The 17,148-nt window shown below is 36.2% G+C and carries 15 protein-coding genes; 7 read left to right on the top strand and 8 right to left on the bottom strand.

Annotation, left to right across the window (positions count from 1 at the left end):
* Nucleotides 1–312 precede the first annotated feature (312 nt).
* Together F6K15_RS07015 and F6K15_RS07010 are read right to left on the bottom strand one after the other, a co-directional pair.
* Complete coding sequence (locus tag F6K15_RS07015) at nt 313–2,184, bottom strand: alpha-amylase family glycosyl hydrolase (RefSeq protein ID WP_293058843.1); 1,872 nt, start codon at nt 2,182–2,184, stop codon at nt 313–315.
* A gap of 433 nt (nt 2,185–2,617) precedes the next feature.
* Nucleotides 2,618–3,679, bottom strand: a complete 1,062-nt coding sequence (locus F6K15_RS07010) for a vWA domain-containing protein (protein WP_293058840.1) — start codon at nt 3,677–3,679, stop codon at nt 2,618–2,620.
* 442 nt (nt 3,680–4,121) lie between these two features.
* Here F6K15_RS07010 and dprA point away from each other — a divergent pair, with 442 nt between their 5' ends.
* From dprA to F6K15_RS06995, 3 genes are all read left to right on the top strand, one after another.
* Nucleotides 4,122–5,267, top strand: a complete 1,146-nt coding sequence (dprA, locus tag F6K15_RS07005) for a DNA-processing protein DprA (protein ID WP_293058837.1) — start codon at nt 4,122–4,124, stop codon at nt 5,265–5,267.
* An 845-nt stretch (nt 5,268–6,112) separates the two neighbouring features.
* Nucleotides 6,113–6,604: a hypothetical protein gene (locus F6K15_RS07000; protein WP_293058834.1), complete on the top strand. Its 492-nt coding sequence runs from the start codon at nt 6,113–6,115 to the stop codon at nt 6,602–6,604.
* Between the two features lie 125 nt (nt 6,605–6,729).
* Nucleotides 6,730–6,891 (top strand): HNH endonuclease signature motif containing protein, encoded by a 162-nt coding sequence (locus tag F6K15_RS06995; protein WP_363267492.1) that lies wholly within the window; start codon nt 6,730–6,732, stop codon nt 6,889–6,891.
* 379 nt (nt 6,892–7,270) lie between these two features.
* Here the strand turns inward: F6K15_RS06995 and F6K15_RS06990 are convergent, their stop codons facing one another.
* The 4 genes from F6K15_RS06990 to F6K15_RS06975 form a co-directional block, all read right to left on the bottom strand.
* Complete coding sequence (locus tag F6K15_RS06990) at nt 7,271–8,422, bottom strand: extracellular solute-binding protein (protein ID WP_293058831.1); 1,152 nt, start codon at nt 8,420–8,422, stop codon at nt 7,271–7,273.
* Nucleotides 8,419–8,985: a phycobiliprotein lyase gene (locus F6K15_RS06985; protein WP_293058828.1), complete on the bottom strand. Its 567-nt coding sequence runs from the start codon at nt 8,983–8,985 to the stop codon at nt 8,419–8,421. The genes F6K15_RS06990 and F6K15_RS06985 overlap by 4 nt, the downstream gene beginning before the upstream one ends.
* A gap of 616 nt (nt 8,986–9,601) precedes the next feature.
* A complete protein-coding gene (locus F6K15_RS06980; protein ID WP_293058825.1) occupies nt 9,602–12,445 on the bottom strand; it encodes a tetratricopeptide repeat protein in 2,844 nt (947 codons plus the stop codon).
* 409 nt (nt 12,446–12,854) lie between these two features.
* Nucleotides 12,855–13,274 carry a hypothetical protein gene (locus tag F6K15_RS06975; RefSeq protein WP_293058822.1) on the bottom strand — a complete coding sequence of 140 codons (420 nt, stop codon included), beginning with the start codon at nt 13,272–13,274 and terminating at the stop codon, nt 12,855–12,857.
* Between the two features lie 161 nt (nt 13,275–13,435).
* On the opposite strand from F6K15_RS06975, the gene F6K15_RS06970 reads away from it, so the two are divergent.
* The 4 genes from F6K15_RS06970 (at nt 13,436) to F6K15_RS06955 (ending at nt 16,080) form a co-directional block, all read left to right on the top strand.
* Nucleotides 13,436–15,241, top strand: coding sequence for a S8 family peptidase (locus F6K15_RS06970; RefSeq protein WP_293058819.1), 1,806 nt, complete (start codon nt 13,436–13,438; stop codon nt 15,239–15,241).
* Nucleotides 15,238–15,465, top strand: a complete 228-nt coding sequence (locus F6K15_RS06965) for a hypothetical protein (protein ID WP_293058816.1) — start codon at nt 15,238–15,240, stop codon at nt 15,463–15,465. Before F6K15_RS06970 ends, F6K15_RS06965 begins: the two co-directional genes overlap by 4 nt.
* Nucleotides 15,466–15,591: 126 nt before the next feature.
* On the top strand, nt 15,592–15,825 hold the full coding sequence (locus F6K15_RS06960) for a hypothetical protein (RefSeq protein ID WP_293058813.1): 234 nt from the start codon (nt 15,592–15,594) through the stop codon (nt 15,823–15,825).
* Between the two features lie 30 nt (nt 15,826–15,855).
* Nucleotides 15,856–16,080 (top strand): Txe/YoeB family addiction module toxin, encoded by a 225-nt coding sequence (locus F6K15_RS06955; RefSeq protein WP_293058810.1) that lies wholly within the window; start codon nt 15,856–15,858, stop codon nt 16,078–16,080.
* Between the two features lie 111 nt (nt 16,081–16,191).
* On the opposite strand, the gene F6K15_RS06950 is transcribed toward F6K15_RS06955, so the two are convergent.
* On the bottom strand, nt 16,192–16,689 hold the full coding sequence (locus tag F6K15_RS06950; protein ID WP_293058807.1) for a pyridoxamine 5'-phosphate oxidase family protein: 498 nt from the start codon (nt 16,687–16,689) through the stop codon (nt 16,192–16,194).
* A gap of 264 nt (nt 16,690–16,953) precedes the next feature.
* Nucleotides 16,954–17,136, bottom strand: coding sequence for a hypothetical protein (locus F6K15_RS06945; RefSeq protein ID WP_293058806.1), 183 nt, complete (start codon nt 17,134–17,136; stop codon nt 16,954–16,956).
* Nucleotides 17,137–17,148 lie beyond the last annotated feature (12 nt).

Below are 17,148 nucleotides of genomic sequence, written 5' to 3'. Positions count from 1 at the left end.
TTTTTGTTCCCCCCAGAATTGGCTTGCTCGGGGGGCAAAATTCAGTATTAAACAACTTTGCCCCCGCGCATCCCCTAAAATTGGAGGATTTTACCAGCTAATGGATTTTTGTTCCCCCCAGAATTGGCTTGCTCGGGGGGCAAAATTCAGTATTAAACAACTTTTTAGATATCCTCTTAATTAAGATTCAAAAACACTCATATTTTCAATTTCTTCATTAAATTTAACTTCTTCCCTCTTCCTTCTTCCTTCTTCAATAATCACCAGCTAAAAATTAAACTTCTTCCTTCTTCCCTCTTCCTTCTTCCTTCTTCAATAAGCCCAATTATCTTGCCACTTAACTGTACCTTCTTCCGCTAATAACCATTGTCGAGAAACTAAATTTTCTCGCTGTGGAATTTCTGTTTCATTTCCATTTTCATCCCGGTAAACAATTGCATATTTATAAGCAATTACTTTTCCTGCACTTTCATTAAAGGGAATTTCATTAAACCAAGTATTAGAATTAATATACTCTAATTGGTAAGCTTTACTAATATTCCAATTTCCCAATTCAGGACAATCTCCTGTTACTACTATTGCTTCTCCAGGATTAGTTGAAACTCCATTTAATTGCGCTCTGACGATTACTTTTCCCTTGACGCGGTCGCCTAAATAATTAATCACTATCATCTCTTGTACGCCCAGTTCTAAATTATGCAATTCGCCATTTTTTACCTCAAAAAAGCGCTTCGTTAAAATACAAATATATTCTCCATCCTCCAAATCAGTTTCTACTCGTTCTATTGTTACTGGATTACCTCGATTAATTGCTACAAAACAACGATAATCTCGGTAACATCGCACATAACAATAAACATCCTCACTAAGATATTTTTGCCACTGACTTCCCAGAGAAACAGCAGGATTAATTCGACGTACCTTTGATAATAATTTAACATCCCGATAAATTGGTGTATCTGTATTCCATTTTTCCATCATTGGGCGATTATAAGGTTCTTTCCCACCATCTGTATCATTATAAAGATATTGTTCACTACCATAATAAATACATGGAATACCACGAGAAGTCATAATTAAATTAATAGCTAATCTCAAAATTCCTGGGTCTGGATTCAAATTTTGAAACCTGGGAATATCGTGATTATCAACAAAAGTTACCAGCTCACTAGCGCTATTATAAACATTATCTTTGTCTAATACTTCTTGAATAATATGAAATCCTCCCGGTTCACATTTTCCTAAAGCGCGTCGAATTGCCACACAAAAACCAAAGTCTAACATTGACATTCCAGACTTATTGGCAAATTCCAGAGATGCAGGATCATAAGGTCCGCTAAAAATCCATTCCCCAAACACAAATACTGAAGGTTTATGACTTTTAATATCAGCATAAAATTCTTGCCAAAACCATAATGGCATATGTTTAATTGTATCTATTCGTAGAGCATCTACTCCACGGTCTAACCATAATTTAATTGCTGATTTAATATAATCTCTATAGTCAGGATTATTTTCATTAAAATCTGCTAATCCTCCCAATTCTCTATTTTCAACTTGCCATTTTTCATCCCAATTTTCTACTTCGCCATAATGATGATACCAGTCGTTAATATCGTTATGAAAATCAGCAATTAAAACTCCATCATCAAATAATTGACCTTTTTTACCACCTGCATCTGGGCTACTATGATTACACACAATATCCAAGATTATTTTTATTCCTAAATCATGAGCTGCTGCTACTAATTTGTCGAAAACTGTTTCCTGATTTTTTACTAAAGAAATCTCATCATCTTTGTCTACTAAACGAGGATTTAGTCGTTTAAAATCTTTCGCCCAGTAGCCATGAATAGGAGCCATTTCAAATAATTCTTCTTCTATTTGTTCAAATAAAGGAGTCATCCAAATAGCTGTAATTCCCATATTTTTGAGATAGCCAAGTTTATCAATTATTCCCTGTAAATCTCCACCCCAATATAAACCCCATTTTTCTTTATTAGGGTCATATAATTTAGGGTTTGGACCTTCATTATTCCTGGGGTCTCCATCAAAAAAGCGGTCTACAATAATGAAATATATTGTTTCTTGACGAAACTCTATAGAACGAGTGAAAAGAAATTCAAAGTCGTTGTTAGTATTATGTTTACTGTTAAATGTTTTATTTGTAGAATCTTTTGGCATTTTTGACTCCTGCTTTAGTTAAGATTATTTTGGTTTATTATTGAGATACCAATTTTATAGCAGAAGTAACATCATGTTTGGTTGAATACTCATACTTTGAAAAAAGGAAGGCAGAGGGCAGAAGGCAGAATAGAAAGAAAGGCTCAAAGGGAGAAGGTTTTTTATCACTAATTATTAAGCTTTCACTGATGCAATAGAAAATTTGTAAGAGGATATCTGAAAAGTTTTTTGATACTGAATTTTGCCCCCCGAGCAAGCCAAGTTTGGGGGGAACAAGAGTCAATTTCCTTCTAAAAGTAACCCAAAATTGGGGTATTTAGGGGGCTTTAATGTAGCAAATGGGACTTCTCAGACAACCTCTTAGGCGTGTCACTCCACTACCAATAGCTTCTTCTTTCTTCCCTCTTCCTTCTTCCCTCTTACTTCTTCCTTCTTACCTACTCCAATCTTCAACTTCATACAAAAAACGAGTTCCACTAATTAATTTCCGATTCACCGATGTACTCTGAACAAACACTACATATTTCTCTAAATTATTAGGTTTAATTCGCACCGTTATACCATGAGGCAAATCTAAAATTTCCCGTGCAGCTTCTCCCTCAAATAAATCTCCCGTTGCTCGATCCATTAAAATAATTTCTTTTTTGCCTTGAATAGTTTCGGTCTTTGTAAATTCATAAAAACCACGCCCTTTGTTAAAAGTTAAACCATTTTCTAGAACAAAATTTTTAATCGGTTTATTTTCATCCACTTCTAATACTTGGAATCTTCCCGGTGTAACAACTCGCAAATCTGCTGACTCATAAATACTGGTTTCTTCTCGATTTAACATGGTATTAAAAATTTGATTTAAACCACGATTCATTCGCCCCATATCTAAAATTTCTTGTTCATAACTTTGCAGCTCTTCATCTGAAGATTGTTGATAACAAACTGCTAAAAATAAATCATTAATATAAGCAAATTGGTCTAACTTGATATGAAAACCACCCGATTTTTCTGCCAATTCTTGATAAAACATCGTGGCATGGCGACGATTTAAGGCTTGTACCCCATAAATTGTAATTCCCATATCTGATAATTTATTAACTTCTTCTCGCCAATTTAACTTCTGAGGATTTTGACCAGGTGGATGAGGAATATCGTCTCCAATTAATACTAAAGATTTGGTAGCTTTCCGAGTCCAAGCAAAAGATTGAGCTTGATGCAATACTAACTCATAACATTCTGGCGCATCTCCACCACCTGTCTTTCCTACCCTTTCTACAAAGTTACAAATAGCATCAATATTTTGGGATAATTCTAATCGTTTTGTTACATAAGTAGAGTGGCGATCGCAATAATCTCCATGAGCAATAATTCCAATTCTAATACCAGGAATTTCTGACATTAATCGAGTTACTGTATTTTGGATTTTTCGGCGTACTTGAGTTAGGCAAGGATACATACTGCCAGTTGTGTCAAAGCTGAATACTACTTCTATATTATTAGTCATTTTTTTTCTCCAATATTTGACAAAATTTCCACAGAAAATCCCTCGGTTTCAGCCTATAAATTAGCTGCCACCAATTAGATAAATTAGTTAGGTTTAAAAGCTTTCTTTTGTGTCTTATAGGAGGGAACAGGGAATAGGGAATAGGGAATAGGGGAAAAACATTTCCCTATCTGAAGTTCATCATCAGTCTATGTCCTAAGCAACTTGTTCCTTGCTGTATATTTATATTTTAATCAATGTTGAACAAAACGTCAATAATGAATTGAAGAAAAAATCAATCAAATATTTTTTAGATTCTAGACAAAGCCAGATTTTTCCTTCTGCCTTCTGCTCTCTGCCTTCTGCCTTCTGCCTTCTGCCCTCTGCCTTTTGCTATAAATGCCGGAAGAACCGGAACCCATAAAATAAGTTTAAAATGAACCACTCTCAAGAGGAGAAATAATTGATAGAAGAACGTGCCTACTGGCTGGCATGGGCCAAAATCAGTGGTATAGGTCCAATTGCTCTACAACGACTCAAACAACAATTCGAGACTTTAGCAATAGCTTGGACGGCCAGCCCCAAAGAATTAGGCCAAGTGCCAGGATTTGGCCGTCAGAAGATAGAGAAAGTAGTGGAAGAGCGATCGCGTCTGGACCCAAAACAACTGATAGAAGAACACACGGCCAAAAATCCTGATTTCTGGACTCCGGCAGATCCAGACTATCCACGCCTTTTGCAAGAAATTCCCACACCGCCTGCTCTGCTGTATTATCGAGGCATAGTTGACTCCCAAGAAATTCTAGGTATTACTCCTACGGTAGGAATAGTCGGCACTCGCTATCCCACTGAATATGGTCGTCGTTGGACTAGGAAAATAAGTTCGACTTTGGCAAAAAGTGGGTTCACTATTGTTTCTGGACTAGCTATGGGAATTGATACTGAGGCGCATAGTGCTTGTTTAGAAGCAGGGGGGCGAACAATTGCTGTTTTTGGTAATGGGGTTGATACAGTTTACCCGAAGGAAAATAAAACTCTGGCGGAAAAAGTTATTAAACAGGGGTTAGTTGTGAGTGAATATCCAGCAGGTACGAAACCAAATTCTAAACATTTTCCCCAACGCAATAGAATTATTGCAGGATTAAGTCGAGCAGTTTTAGTGATGGAAGCTCCCCAAAGATCGGGTGCTTTAATTACTGCAGATATGGCAAATGAATTTTGTCGAGATGTTTATGTTTTACCTGCTCGTTTAGATGATGAAAAATCTCATGGTTGTTTGCAGTTAATTAATCATGGTGCAGAAGTAATTCCGATTACTATGGATAAGTTATTAGAAATGTTAGGAGCAATTCCACCATTAGATATTGATGTAGTAGAACCTCCCGAACAATTATCTTTATTTGAGGAGAAAAATCGGGATTATATTCCAGATTTAGAACCTATTTTAGCCAAGGTTTTTCAACATATTTCTACTGAAGCTACTCATTTAGATTTAGTTGTACAAGCAACAGGTTTATCACCAGCAGATGTTTCTAGTTCTTTATTACAATTGGAGTTATTAGGGTTAGTTACTCAGTTACCAGGAATGCGTTATATCATCTCCGGTTGAATACTTATCAATAAATGACGGAGTCCTCAGGAGTCAACCCACCCCTAACCACTCCCAGGAGGGGAAGTCAGGAGTCAGGAGGGAAGAAAGAAGAAGAAAGAATAAAGAGGAGGAAAAGGAGAAAGTTTTTTTATCACTAATTATCCGGACATGATATTACAGTGGTTTCCTTTGCTATGAGGTATAGTTCAATCTTCTTAGTTTTTTACTTCTGACTTCTGCCTTAAAATAAGGTGTACCTTATTACATCGGAAAGTGCTGTATCAAAAAAATTAATATGGCAGGTATCTGTGGAACTTCTGCTTTTTTTAATTCAGCTTGATGTTGAAATCAAATAATGACTAATAATGACTAAATTTTTCCTTCTTTCTTCTTCCTCGTGAATAATAACTACACTTTTACTTCCTCCTTCTTCCTTCTTCCTTCTGAATAATGACTAAATTTTTCCTTCTTCCTTCTTCCTTCTTCCTTCTTCCTTCTTATTTCCTCCCTCTTCCTTCTTCCTTCTGAATAATGACTAAATTTTTCCTTCTTCCTTCTTCCTTCTTCCTTCTTATTTCTGAATAATGACTAAATTTTTCCTTCTTCCTTCTTCCTTCTTCCTTCTTATTTCTTCCTTCTTATTTCTTCCTTCTTGTTTCTTGTTTCTTCCTTATTCCTTCTTCCTTCTTATTTCTGAATAATGACTAAATTTTTCCTTCTTCCTTCTTCCTTCTTATTTCTTCCTTCTTATTTCTTCCTTCTTCCTTCTTATTTCTGAATAATGACTAAATTTTTCCTTCTTCCTTCTTATTTCTTATTTCTTATTTCTTGTTTCTTCCTTCTTCCTTCTTCCTTCTGAAATAATGACTAAATTTTTCCTTCTTATTTCTTGTTTCTTCCTTCTTCCTTCTTCCTTCTTCCTTCTTCCTGCCACTGCCACACCGAAAATTATTTTTCCCACCTGTCCTAGAAATGAAATTTCTCAACTACCTAAACCTCCTTTATCTCAAACTCAACCAAGTATTCCTAGTCTGTGGTTAACTCAAGATTTTTTTGGTGAAGAACTTATTTATACTTGGTTTGTTGACCCCGATGATACTTCGGTAATTTTGGTAGTCAGAAAATTAATTTGGGATAAAAAAGGCTACCTAGAGCGTTATAAATTTATTAACCATTTTGGCAATGTAGCTAGACAATATGGCTATAACTTACAAGTATGTGAACCTCGTAATAAAAAACCAATTGCTGCCTATTTTTGTGACTTTGAAAATGCGCCATTAAATTGTAATGTAGAAATTGATTATAGATTTGGTAGAAATTTATTTAATCTACCTAAAGACTTTACATTACAGTAAAAATAATCATATCAATGTCTCGTCCTTATATTAATGTTGAATTACGAAACTTAGTAATTGAAAGGGCATTAAGCCTCTGTGAATACTGTCTAATTTCATAACAATACCGCGCTTCTTGATGTCAGATTGAGCATATTATTAGTATAAAACATGGTGGACAAACAATAGCTGAAAATTTAGCCTATGCTTGTGCTTTTTGTCACCTAAATAAAGGTTCTGATTTAGGTTCAATTATCTGGCGAACAGGAGAATTAATTAGATTTTTTAACCTGCGTCGAGAGCAATAGTCAGAGCATTTTCGTCTAGAAGGAGCAACTATTCAACCATTAACAGATATTGGGGAAGTAACTACCCGAATCTTTCAATTTAATAGTGAGGAACGAATTAGAGAGACAATTATTGATAGAAGTAAATAGATATCCTTCTAATGCAGCATTGAAACTCATGAATGGATAAATCTTTTAAAAAAAGTGCCTGGTATCACGTCCAAAACCCTCAAAAAGTTAGCAGAAAAAGCAGAATAATTGCCGAAAAATCACTCTGACAATTGTTCCGACTACCTCTTAATTAAATTTTATTCTCCGTTCGTCTTAACTGCTCTCTTCCACTCCTGGGAGCGTTTAGGGGTGGGTCTCTTACTCCTGAAAAATACTTTTTCAGCAAATCCTATGTAGAACTACTTACTGGTTGACGAATTTCTCGCCATAATTGCCTATATTGTTCAATGGTACTATCTGCAAGTGGATAGAGAAAATCACTTTTTTCCAGAATATCTTCTGGAGGTAATAATAAAGAATTATCTTTAATTTCTGAAGTCAATTCAGTTGGATTTATTCCTGGTATAATTGGAGAAGTAGTCTGAGTTATTAAAGACATTTGTTCTGCTATTTCAGGTTTCCAACAAAAATCAATCCATTTTTCTGTTAAGGAAGTCTCTGCAGTAGCAGCAGGTTTAACCCATACATTTGACCATAAAGCTGTTCCAGATTTAGGTATTATTGCAGCAATATCTTTGCGGTTTTTAATCAGCGGTAAAATATCGTTAGACCAACCAACAGCTAACCAAGTATCTCCAATAATTAGAGATTGTAAATAATTATTGGAAGCGTAATATTTTACTTGTTGATTGAGTTTAACCAGTTCCGATTTTAAGTTTTCAACTTTACTCAGATTTTTAGCATTATAAGATTTACCCAATTTTTTCAGAGTTAAACCAATAACTTCTCTAGGTTGATCTAACAAAGAAAATCGATGGCGTAACTCCTCTCTCCATAGATCGCTCCAGTCTGTAGGTTGCCATCCCAAAGTTTTAAATTTATCAACTCGATAAGCAATTAATGTTGTACCCGACTGATAAGGTGCTGCCCAAATTTTCCCTTCGGGGTCTGCATAACCTTGATTATTACGCTTAACTAACTTTTGCCATTTTTCCGGCAATTTATTCCAATTTTGTAAAGCTTCAGAATTAAGAGGTTGAATTAGTTCTTGTTTAATAGCATTTGCTAACCAATAATCTCCTAAAGTAACAAGATTAGCAATGTTTATCTTTTTTCTTTGTTCTGTAGATGATTTTTGCTTTTCTAATAAAAGTTTCCTCTGCCAACTTTGCAGCAGAGAAAATAATTCTGTTAAATTTTCTTGAGGATTAAAGTTTAATTTAGACTCAGATGTTAATTCCCTCTTAAACTTTGACACCATTTGAGCAGGAATAGTGCTTTTTAACAGTTGAATATTCAAATCTCCCTGAGCTTCACATCCTGCTAAAAATTCAGCTAAAGTTATCGTTGTAGCTCCGATTAAAAAATTCCGTCGCTTCACTTTTTCTGATTACTTAATATACGTTTTTCTAGATATTGACCAATCATTTTTTGTTCACCTGCACGGGAAATAATAGTTTGCCGTGTCCGGTATTTATGGCCGATTTGTTTAATTTCTTCCTCAAATACAGACCCATTGTACTCTGTTCTGAGACATAATGTGTTAGGGTCAGATAGATGATACTTAGCTATGATGGGGTTACTCGTGGCAAAACCGCGATCGCGATACAATATAGAGCCTTGAACTCCGAATATTGTTGAGCCTTCAGACTGTTTCTTACCTGATACAGAATCTTGACTAAGCCAACTGACTAACGAACCACAAATCATGGCTGTTTCAGGATTATGTAATTTATGGAGTTTGGCTAATTCTATAAGTTCTGGACTTCCTAGCTCTAAATATTTAATTGTTAAATGACTAACAATTTCTTGGGTATTTCCTTCCGGTAAAGTATAGTAGCGTCTTTCTGAATGCCATTGACCTTCGGAGCGTTGAAAATATTCAGTGATTCTTGAGTCTGCAATTTCTAATGTTTGTGTGGTGTTCTTTATGCCTAATTCCATTTAATTTTATCCTCTGGGTTATTTTGGTATCAAACTAACTGTGATTTGTCAAGAGTTTTGTTTAATTTGTTACTCCTTTTAATATATCCTGTTTTTCTTAATTGTTTCCGGAATGGCCATTTCAGTTATCAGTTATCAGTACCTCTGCAATAAGGAGACAAGAAAATACGGACTCTTCTTTTTTTTTATCCTTTAAAAAGAGGAGGCTTCAGAACCAAATTTTTCGGTGAACAAAAATGGCTGAAGTTAACTTTGGGCAAGGATTTGAGCTTTGTGGAGTAGTTGAAGTGGTCGTCGCAATTTTGCAAATGCTTATTTGGCAAGGGTTTTGGCTGTTTTTGTTCTGTTATCTATTGTGCAACTGTGGCTGGAAATGCTATATTTATAGGTGTACCTCGCAAATGTACCTTGCAAATGTACCTTGAAAATTAAATATGGCCTGGGTTCTAGAACCCTGCTATGGAAACTTATCCAAATCCCTATTAGGGATTGAAACAGAAATTTGGTTCAGCGCCATACTTACAATGCAGAAGTGGAAACTTAATATGTTTATAATTCTATCCACATCTCAATATGAAATCTCCCCATCTCCCCATCCCCCCATCCCCCCATCTCTTTATCCCCAAAACCTAATACAACCATCACCATCCCCACTCACCAAAAAATCTCCTTCAGGAGAAATTGCCAAAGCCAAAACACCCAAACCATGACCAGTCAAAGTACCCATTTCCAAACCCGTACTCAACTGCCATATTTTAATCATATTATCTGCACCCCCACTGACTAAAGTATCATCTGACGTAACTGCCAAACACCAAATACTTTTGTCATGCCCAGTCAAGGTCGCTATTTCCAAACCCGTACTCAACTGCCATAATTTAATAGTCTTGTCATCGCTGCCACTCACCAATATTTCACCATCAGTACTAAAGGCAACCGCACTCACATAACCAGAATGCCCCCTGAGAGTTTTAACTTCTTGCCCTGTAGCTAAATGCCAAATCTTAATAGTATTGTCACCACTCCCACTCGCTAACATCTGCCCATCATTACTAAACGCCACAGACCAAACCCTCTGAGAATGCCCTGTGAGAGTATGAAGTTCGTTACCCGTACTCACCTGCCACAACTTAATTTGGTTATCGTCGCCACCAGTAGCTAATATCTGCCCATTGGGACTGAAAGCTAAAGACTCAATATCATTAGAATGTCCGCGCAAAGTACGAATTTTTTTGCCTGTACTCAACTGCCATAGTTTGATAGTGCAGTCGTAACTGCCACTAGCTAATATCTCGCCATCGGGGTGAAACGCCACTGACTCAACATCGTCAGAATGTTCTGTAAAAGTAGAAATTTCTGCTCCGGTACTCAACTGCCATAACTTAACAGTATCGTCATAACTACCACTAGCTAATATTTGCCCGTCTGGACTGATGGCAAGACAACTGACTCCTTCTGAATGTGCCTGAAATTCATTAGTTACAACAAAATTTTCTAATTTATGTTTCCGTTGTTTTGGTGTTTGTTGAACAGGTGGTGATCCTGGTTTTGTTTCTTCCTGTTGTTGGCGTTTTATTTCTGCCACAACTCCCTGGACAATGCCTAAATTTCGTCGAGCATCTTCACAGTCTGGCCGTAGTTTTAATGCTTGTTGATAGTCAGCGATCGCCTGTTCGTATTGTCCTAATTGATTAAAGGCATCACCTCGTTTATTATAGGCATCTACCCAATTTTCATTTATCTGTAAAGCCTGGGTAAAATCATTAATTGCTGCTTGTTCTTGACCGATTTCTGCATAAACAAAACCACGATTATAATAGGCTTCAACCCAATTTTTATTCAGTTTTATTGCTTGGTCAAAATCACTAATAGCTCCTAGATAATTTTCCTGTTTAAAATTATTTACTGCTCGTTTGTAGCAAATTTCCATGACATTTAGTTGTCTAACTTCGCCAATAGCTGCCAAACATTGATTTAATTTATTTACATATTCCAAATCTTCTGCTTTGACTACTGATTCTATTGCTTCCAATAGCAAAATTAATTCTTCTGGAACTGACAACAAACCCCGTGATTTTAACCAATATTTTAAGGAATTTATAATTTGTGTAATTGCCCAAACTTTATTTTGTAAATTTGCCAAACTTTGAGCTAAATCTAAAGTCAATTCTGGTATCCAAGCAGAACGCTGAATTTCCAAAGCTTGATAAATTTTTTGATAATATAAAATTACCGATTCCATCATCTCATCAACTTCTGGAGATTCTGGTAAATTTTTAATTAAATCGGGTAATAATTCTGGCAAAATCGGAGGAATATTATATTCAACTAAAAAATATTCATCTGCTACTAAACCAGCAAATATACAATGATAAATACTTAAAAATTTCCCTAGTTCCTCAAAATCTTTTTGATTGACAATGTAGTTCATATCCAACTCACTAATGTCAATTCCTGCCTTTCTAAATTTTTGCTCCCGCTGTAATTTTTTGATGTTGATTAAATTATTACCACCATAAAGTTCATCAATTTTTTTAGTTTTTTCTCCAGTAGCAATTAACTTAGCTCTAATAGCCAGCCATCGACGCGCTCGGAGTTTTGCAGATTCATATAAAATATCTTGATATGGCAATTTAGAAATAACTGGATCGTAACGATATTTCGACCAACCTAAACTCCAATAAGCAATTCTAAAGTTTAGATAATTGCCATTAACTTCTGATTCTAAAACTAAAGTTGGCTGAGATTTTAATACAGCAAATAAAGCTTTAATACTAGCTTCACTATGAAAAGATTTACTTACCCAAGCTCCTGCTAAAAAGTCTATTTCTCTGCCACGAGTTGTATAATTTCTGAAAAATTGTCGCAAACCTTCGGCTAAGGTTAATTCTAGGTCAGGAAAAAAATCAGAAGAATTATTAGCTGCTTCAAATTTATCAAATGTCAGTTTTGGTGGAGCAAAAAAAACTCTTAGGGGCATAATTTTTTCCCCTGGATGAGAGTTGAGAATGTCAGTCGCAACTAACCAAATGGGAGAATTTTCTAATCTTTTTTGTTCTTCTATAATTTGTAGAGAAGTTTCTCTTTGATAGGTAACTAATTCTCGTTGAAGTTCATAGTTTTGTTTGAGTATTTCTATTTGAATTATTTTTTCTTGTTCTAATAGCCATCTTTGAAAATCTATATTGGTTTGGAGTTTGGCAGTTTCGGCAAGTTGGATAAATGCTTGTAATTCTTGGGTATTTGCTTGACTAATTTCTGGCAAATCAAAGTTATCTATATTTTGGATATATTGCAGTTTGAGTTGTTCCAGTTCAATATTTTTTTCTAGCTTTGCTACTGTTGAATTTTCGGTAGTTACTATAGTTGTAGATATGACATCTTTTTTGGTATGGGGAGTGACAAATTTAGCTGCTGCTGCCACTGCCTTACTAACTGTTGTTAAAAATTTTAATACCATTTTTTTTCAGGGAATAGGGAATGTCATTTCAGTTATCAGTTATCAGTTAGCCTCCTCCGGAGGAGCTACGCTAACAGTACCTCTGCAATAAGGAGGCTTGAAATACAGAACTCTCTTTCTCTTGGTAAAAAAGTACTTATTTAGGAAGTAGGAAATAGAAAGTAAAAAAATACATCAATATTTTATAACAAACAAATCAACCCTACTGCTTCAATCTAACCAAGAATAAATAGCCTTATTATAGTCATATTTTATAAGCAATTATTAGGGGTATAGAAGTCTAAGCAAAGGGCGCAGACATATCAAAATCTTAAAACTAAGACAACACAAGCTTTTCCCTTCTTCCTTCTTCCTTCTTCCTTCTTTCTCCTTTCTTCTTTCTCCTTCCTTCTGCTATATAACAGTTTTTCTAATTTCCTCCTGTTGCATTTTTAATAGAATCTAAATATTTATACCAATTAATTGCTAAATCAATATCTGTAAAAGGAACTTGAATATTTTTAGACTCTGAAAGAATAAACTCCAAAACTACTTTACCCTTACTTAGTGGGTTCTCTATATCTATAGGTTTATTATTAACTAATAATTGTAGCGATCGCACATCCTGTAAAGAAAAAGTCTGCAAATTTATCGGGCCATTACGCGTTGGTTTTCCCCAAGTTATATTTTCACCATTCTGACCCAATACCGCATAAATATCATATTTAGCTTTCTCAAAAGACTCAGCCCAAGCGCGGTAAGCTTCCAACTTTTGATACTCATTCCAACCTGCCCAAGCTAACCAGATAAACACACCCAATAGGGGCAGCCACAATAAACCTCTTTCCATTTCCTTTTTTGAATTTGGTATTAGCCCAAATTATAAAGCCAAACCTAATACTTTTCTACCATCTAAGACCTACAACCTACTACCTACCACCTACCACTTAATACCTATCAAGTTAAGCTAAAGTAGTAAAAAAGCCTTCAATTTAGTGGATATCTCAACAAATGAAAAAATTTCTGTTTGTCTGCTTATTTTTAATTGGGCTTGGTTGGGCCTTATCTAACTTTACAGGTTTGGCCAATAAAGGAGTCTATGACTCAATTGTGTTAGACTTCCGTGAAGATATCGGAGTTACTAAAATTGTCGATGAAATTCAGACAATCTCCGATGAATACCAAGTCACTCCTCGTCTAAATAGTGAATTTTCTATATCAGATAATGTGTATATTGTCAAGGGCGATCGCCAACTTCTTAAAGAACTGAAAAGCTCTCTCAACAAATATACTGAATACATAGAACCCAACTATGTTTATAGCGCTAATGCTATCATTTTTGAGGGCACTAACGGTGGTCCCAATGACCCCATGTATGGTAAACAATGGAACCTCCGCAGCATCAACGTAGAGGAAGCATGGAATGAAACCAAAGGCGACGGCGTAACAGTAGCGGTGATTGATACAGGAGTCACCAGAGTTCCCGACCTGCAAAAAACGAAATTTGTGCCTGGCTATGATTTTGTGAACGACCAGACTTTAGCCACCGACGATAATGGTCACGGCAGTCACGTTGCAGGGACTATTGCCCAATCCACAAATAATGAATATGGCGTAGCAGGTATTGCCTACGAAGCTAGCATCATGCCCTTAAAAGTATTATCTGCTAGTGGTGGCGGTACAGTTTCCGATATTGCCGAATCTATAAAATTTGCTGCTGACAACGGTGCAGACATCATCAATATGAGTCTCGGTGGCGGTGGTGAAAGCCAAATAATGAAAGAAGCTATCAACTATGCTCATAGTAAAGGCGTAGTCATTATTGCTGCTGCGGGCAACGCTGGGCAAAATTCAGCAAGTTATCCCGCTCGTTATCCCCATGTGATCGGTGTCTCCGCCACTGACCCAACTGGAGAAAAAGCTTCCTATTCCAACTTTGGTGCAGGAATTGATATTTCTGCTCCTGGTGGCTCAACTTCTGGCAAAAATGAAGCTGGTGGTATTTTGCAAGAAACCATTAACCCAGAAAATGGCGAGAGTGTGTTTGCTTCCTTCCAAGGTACCAGCATGGCCTCTCCCCATGTTGCGGGTGTGGCAGCATTAATCAAAGCTAGTGGTATTGAAGACCCAGAAGAGATTGCCAACATTCTCAAAAAATCTGCCAGAGTTATCAAAGAAGACCCACTGAATCATTTTGGTGCAGGTCAGTTAGATGCAGCAGCAGCAGTCAAGTTGGCAGTCAAAGGTCAAATCACTTTCCGCGACTTCTTCCGATGGTTGCATAATAATGGGTATCTCAGTCCTGGTTTTTGGCTTGATGGTGGCGCTGTAGCATTGTTACCGAAGTTGGCAATGGTCTTGGGGTCTTATATATTAGCTTGGTTTTTGCGGAATTATTTCCCTTTCAGTTGGAGTTTCCCTCTCCATACAGGATTAGTTGCTGGTAGTAGTGGGTTATTTTTCCTCCGTGGTTTCTATATCTTCGACTTACCACAATGGCCGATGCGTGTGATGGGTAGTTCTCTACCTGAAGTCGGTGGAGCTATTCAAGGTAGTGGCATTTTGAATCCCATTTTTGCTAGTGTTTTGATTCCAGCATTATTAATTGTGTTGTTATTAGGAAATCAGCAATGGAAGTGGTTAGCGATCGGTACTACTATTGGTGTTGCTAGTTGTTTGGCTGTAAGTGCAGTTGTAGATCCCGCAGTTTGGGGATTAGGTTCTGGTTTTGCTGCTCAAATTTTCCTAGTTGTGAATGCCTTTTTATGCTTAGGTTTAGCACGTTTAGCAATTAGAACGGAGGAAAGGTTAGCATGAGTAGTATTACGGTAACTGGTACTGTGGAAAAGAAAGGTTTTGGTACTGGCACTTGGGCGTTAGTAACTGAGACTGGCGAGACTTATGAGTTGAAGGATGCTCCGACTCAGCTTTGTCAGTCTGACCTCAAGGCGAGCGTTACAGGTGTGGTGCGAGATGATGTAATGACGATCGCAATGATTGGTCCAGTATTGGAAGTTCAATCTTTCGAGATATTGGAATAGCAAGTAGGGGCGAATGGCCATTTACTAACGCCAAGCTCCGCTTTATATGTTGCGGAGCAAAACGCCCCTACTGTGGTCTACTGAAATGAAAACGGCTGTAAAAAGTCTCAAGAATGGCATAATTCTATGAATACACTAAAATATCAAACAACTATCAAAAACGGTCAACTTGATTTACCTCCCCTCGACTTACCAGAAGGAACCGTTGTCGAAGCAATTTTATTAATTAAAGAATCTGCTGAAACTGATGAAACAGACTATCTTCTTTCAACAGAAGCAAACCGTCAGCATCTCAAAGAAGCTGTAGAATTACTAAAAAATTCTGACAATTATATTTATGTAGATCCAGGCAAATTATGAGGAAAGTCGCATTTTTAACTCGGAGTTTTGATGACTTTAATCAATGGGCGTATTGAAGATAAAAAAATTTATATTAAAATCGTCAATCTCATTAAAGATATTCAACGAGATCCGTTCTCTGGGTTAGGAAAACCAGAAGCATTAAAATACGATCTATCTGGATTATGGTCAAGACGCATTACACAAGAACATCGCTTAGTTTATAGTGTTTCTGATGAAGAAATTGTGATTATTTCCTGTAAATTTCACTACTAAGAATTGCTGACATAATGGTGAAAAAAATTATAGATATTGGCATAGTTAGTTAAGTTTCATATTAATGCCTTTTTTTAAGATTTACAATAAACCCGCAACATGGGCTTTTTTTTATTGTTTTATTTCTTGAGTAATATCTACTCTTTTATCAAGAAAATAATCCTCATAAGGTTCTTTCACATTAACCCAAATAGTTGTTGGCATAAGCCGAAATAAACGTCGTGGTCCTGAGTTAAGAAAATATTTTTTGTCTCTTTTTGGTTTACCATTTTTCGTGTAGATACTATCAATAGCTTTATTGAATATTTTGTTTTCTGCTTCAATAACTTCAGCTATACCTTTGAAATAAACACCAAATCCCTCTCCACTCAATGCTGTTGAATCATAAACAACTGCAAAAACCTGCCCATTATTAATAATATTTTGAGAGTGCTGATTTTCTATCCATGATGACCAATAAAATGTGTAATCTTCATCAAAGCCGCAATAGACAGGTGAGTTCCAAGGGTGTCCTGATTTATCTACTGTTGCTAAGGTCAGATAGGTAATTTCATTGAGTACCTGTTTTGCTTTTTCAGTGAGTTGATCGATAGGAGATGATATCTGCATTTTTTCAATTTCTCAAATAAATTTCTGGTAGTGGTGCATTGTAATGGTAGTCTATTGTAGTTATTTTGGTCAAGGAAAATGGCAGTGGGAGCATCTTGCTACCTCATATGGCTCCTGACTTCCCCTCCTGGGAGGGGGAGGGGCGAGGGGTGGGTTGACTCCTAACTTCTGACTCCTGACTCCTGAATTATAATATGTATTTAATTGAGGGAATTTTGTTGAAAAATAGGTAGACCTTCTGGTGATAAAACAATATTACTTTTACTATTCAGAACGAGACTTTTCTGAATTAATCGCCAGAGCTAATGGAATATTATAGTCCAGAGTTTCCGATAAAAATAGGCTGTATTGTGATTCTGAAATTTTGGCAAATATACCGTTTTTTTCTGAGAGTGAAATGCCAAAATATGATTTGATTTGTTCGATTGTAAATTGGCTGTAAGACATTAATAAATTAGT

Origin of the sequence: Okeania sp. SIO2B3, from assembly GCF_010672525.1 — a bacterium.
Classification (GTDB): Bacteria; Cyanobacteriota; Cyanobacteriia; order Cyanobacteriales; family Microcoleaceae; genus Okeania.
This window is presented reverse-complemented; position numbering and strand designations above follow the sequence as displayed.

Excerpts from the sequence above, each read along its gene's own strand:
- F6K15_RS06945 (WP_293058806.1), bottom strand. The coding sequence starts at position 17,136 with ATGTCTTACAGCCAATTTACAATCGAACAAATCAAATCATATTTTGGC.
- F6K15_RS07010 (WP_293058840.1), bottom strand. The coding sequence starts at position 3,679 with ATGACTAATAATATAGAAGTAGTATTCAGCTTTGACACAACTGGCAGT.
- F6K15_RS06955 (WP_293058810.1), top strand. The coding sequence starts at position 15,856 with ATGACTTTAATCAATGGGCGTATTGAAGATAAAAAAATTTATATTAAA.
- F6K15_RS07015 (WP_293058843.1), bottom strand. The coding sequence starts at position 2,184 with ATGCCAAAAGATTCTACAAATAAAACATTTAACAGTAAACATAATACT.
- F6K15_RS06980 (WP_293058825.1), bottom strand. The coding sequence starts at position 12,445 with ATGGTATTAAAATTTTTAACAACAGTTAGTAAGGCAGTGGCAGCAGCA.
- F6K15_RS06975 (WP_293058822.1), bottom strand. The coding sequence starts at position 13,274 with ATGGAAAGAGGTTTATTGTGGCTGCCCCTATTGGGTGTGTTTATCTGG.
- F6K15_RS06950 (WP_293058807.1), bottom strand. The coding sequence starts at position 16,689 with ATGCAGATATCATCTCCTATCGATCAACTCACTGAAAAAGCAAAACAG.
- F6K15_RS06985 (WP_293058828.1), bottom strand. The coding sequence starts at position 8,985 with ATGGAATTAGGCATAAAGAACACCACACAAACATTAGAAATTGCAGAC.
- F6K15_RS06960 (WP_293058813.1), top strand. The coding sequence starts at position 15,592 with ATGAATACACTAAAATATCAAACAACTATCAAAAACGGTCAACTTGAT.
- F6K15_RS06970 (WP_293058819.1), top strand. The coding sequence starts at position 13,436 with ATGAAAAAATTTCTGTTTGTCTGCTTATTTTTAATTGGGCTTGGTTGG.
- F6K15_RS07000 (WP_293058834.1), top strand. The coding sequence starts at position 6,113 with ATGACTAAATTTTTCCTTCTTATTTCTTGTTTCTTCCTTCTTCCTTCT.
- F6K15_RS06965 (WP_293058816.1), top strand. The coding sequence starts at position 15,238 with ATGAGTAGTATTACGGTAACTGGTACTGTGGAAAAGAAAGGTTTTGGT.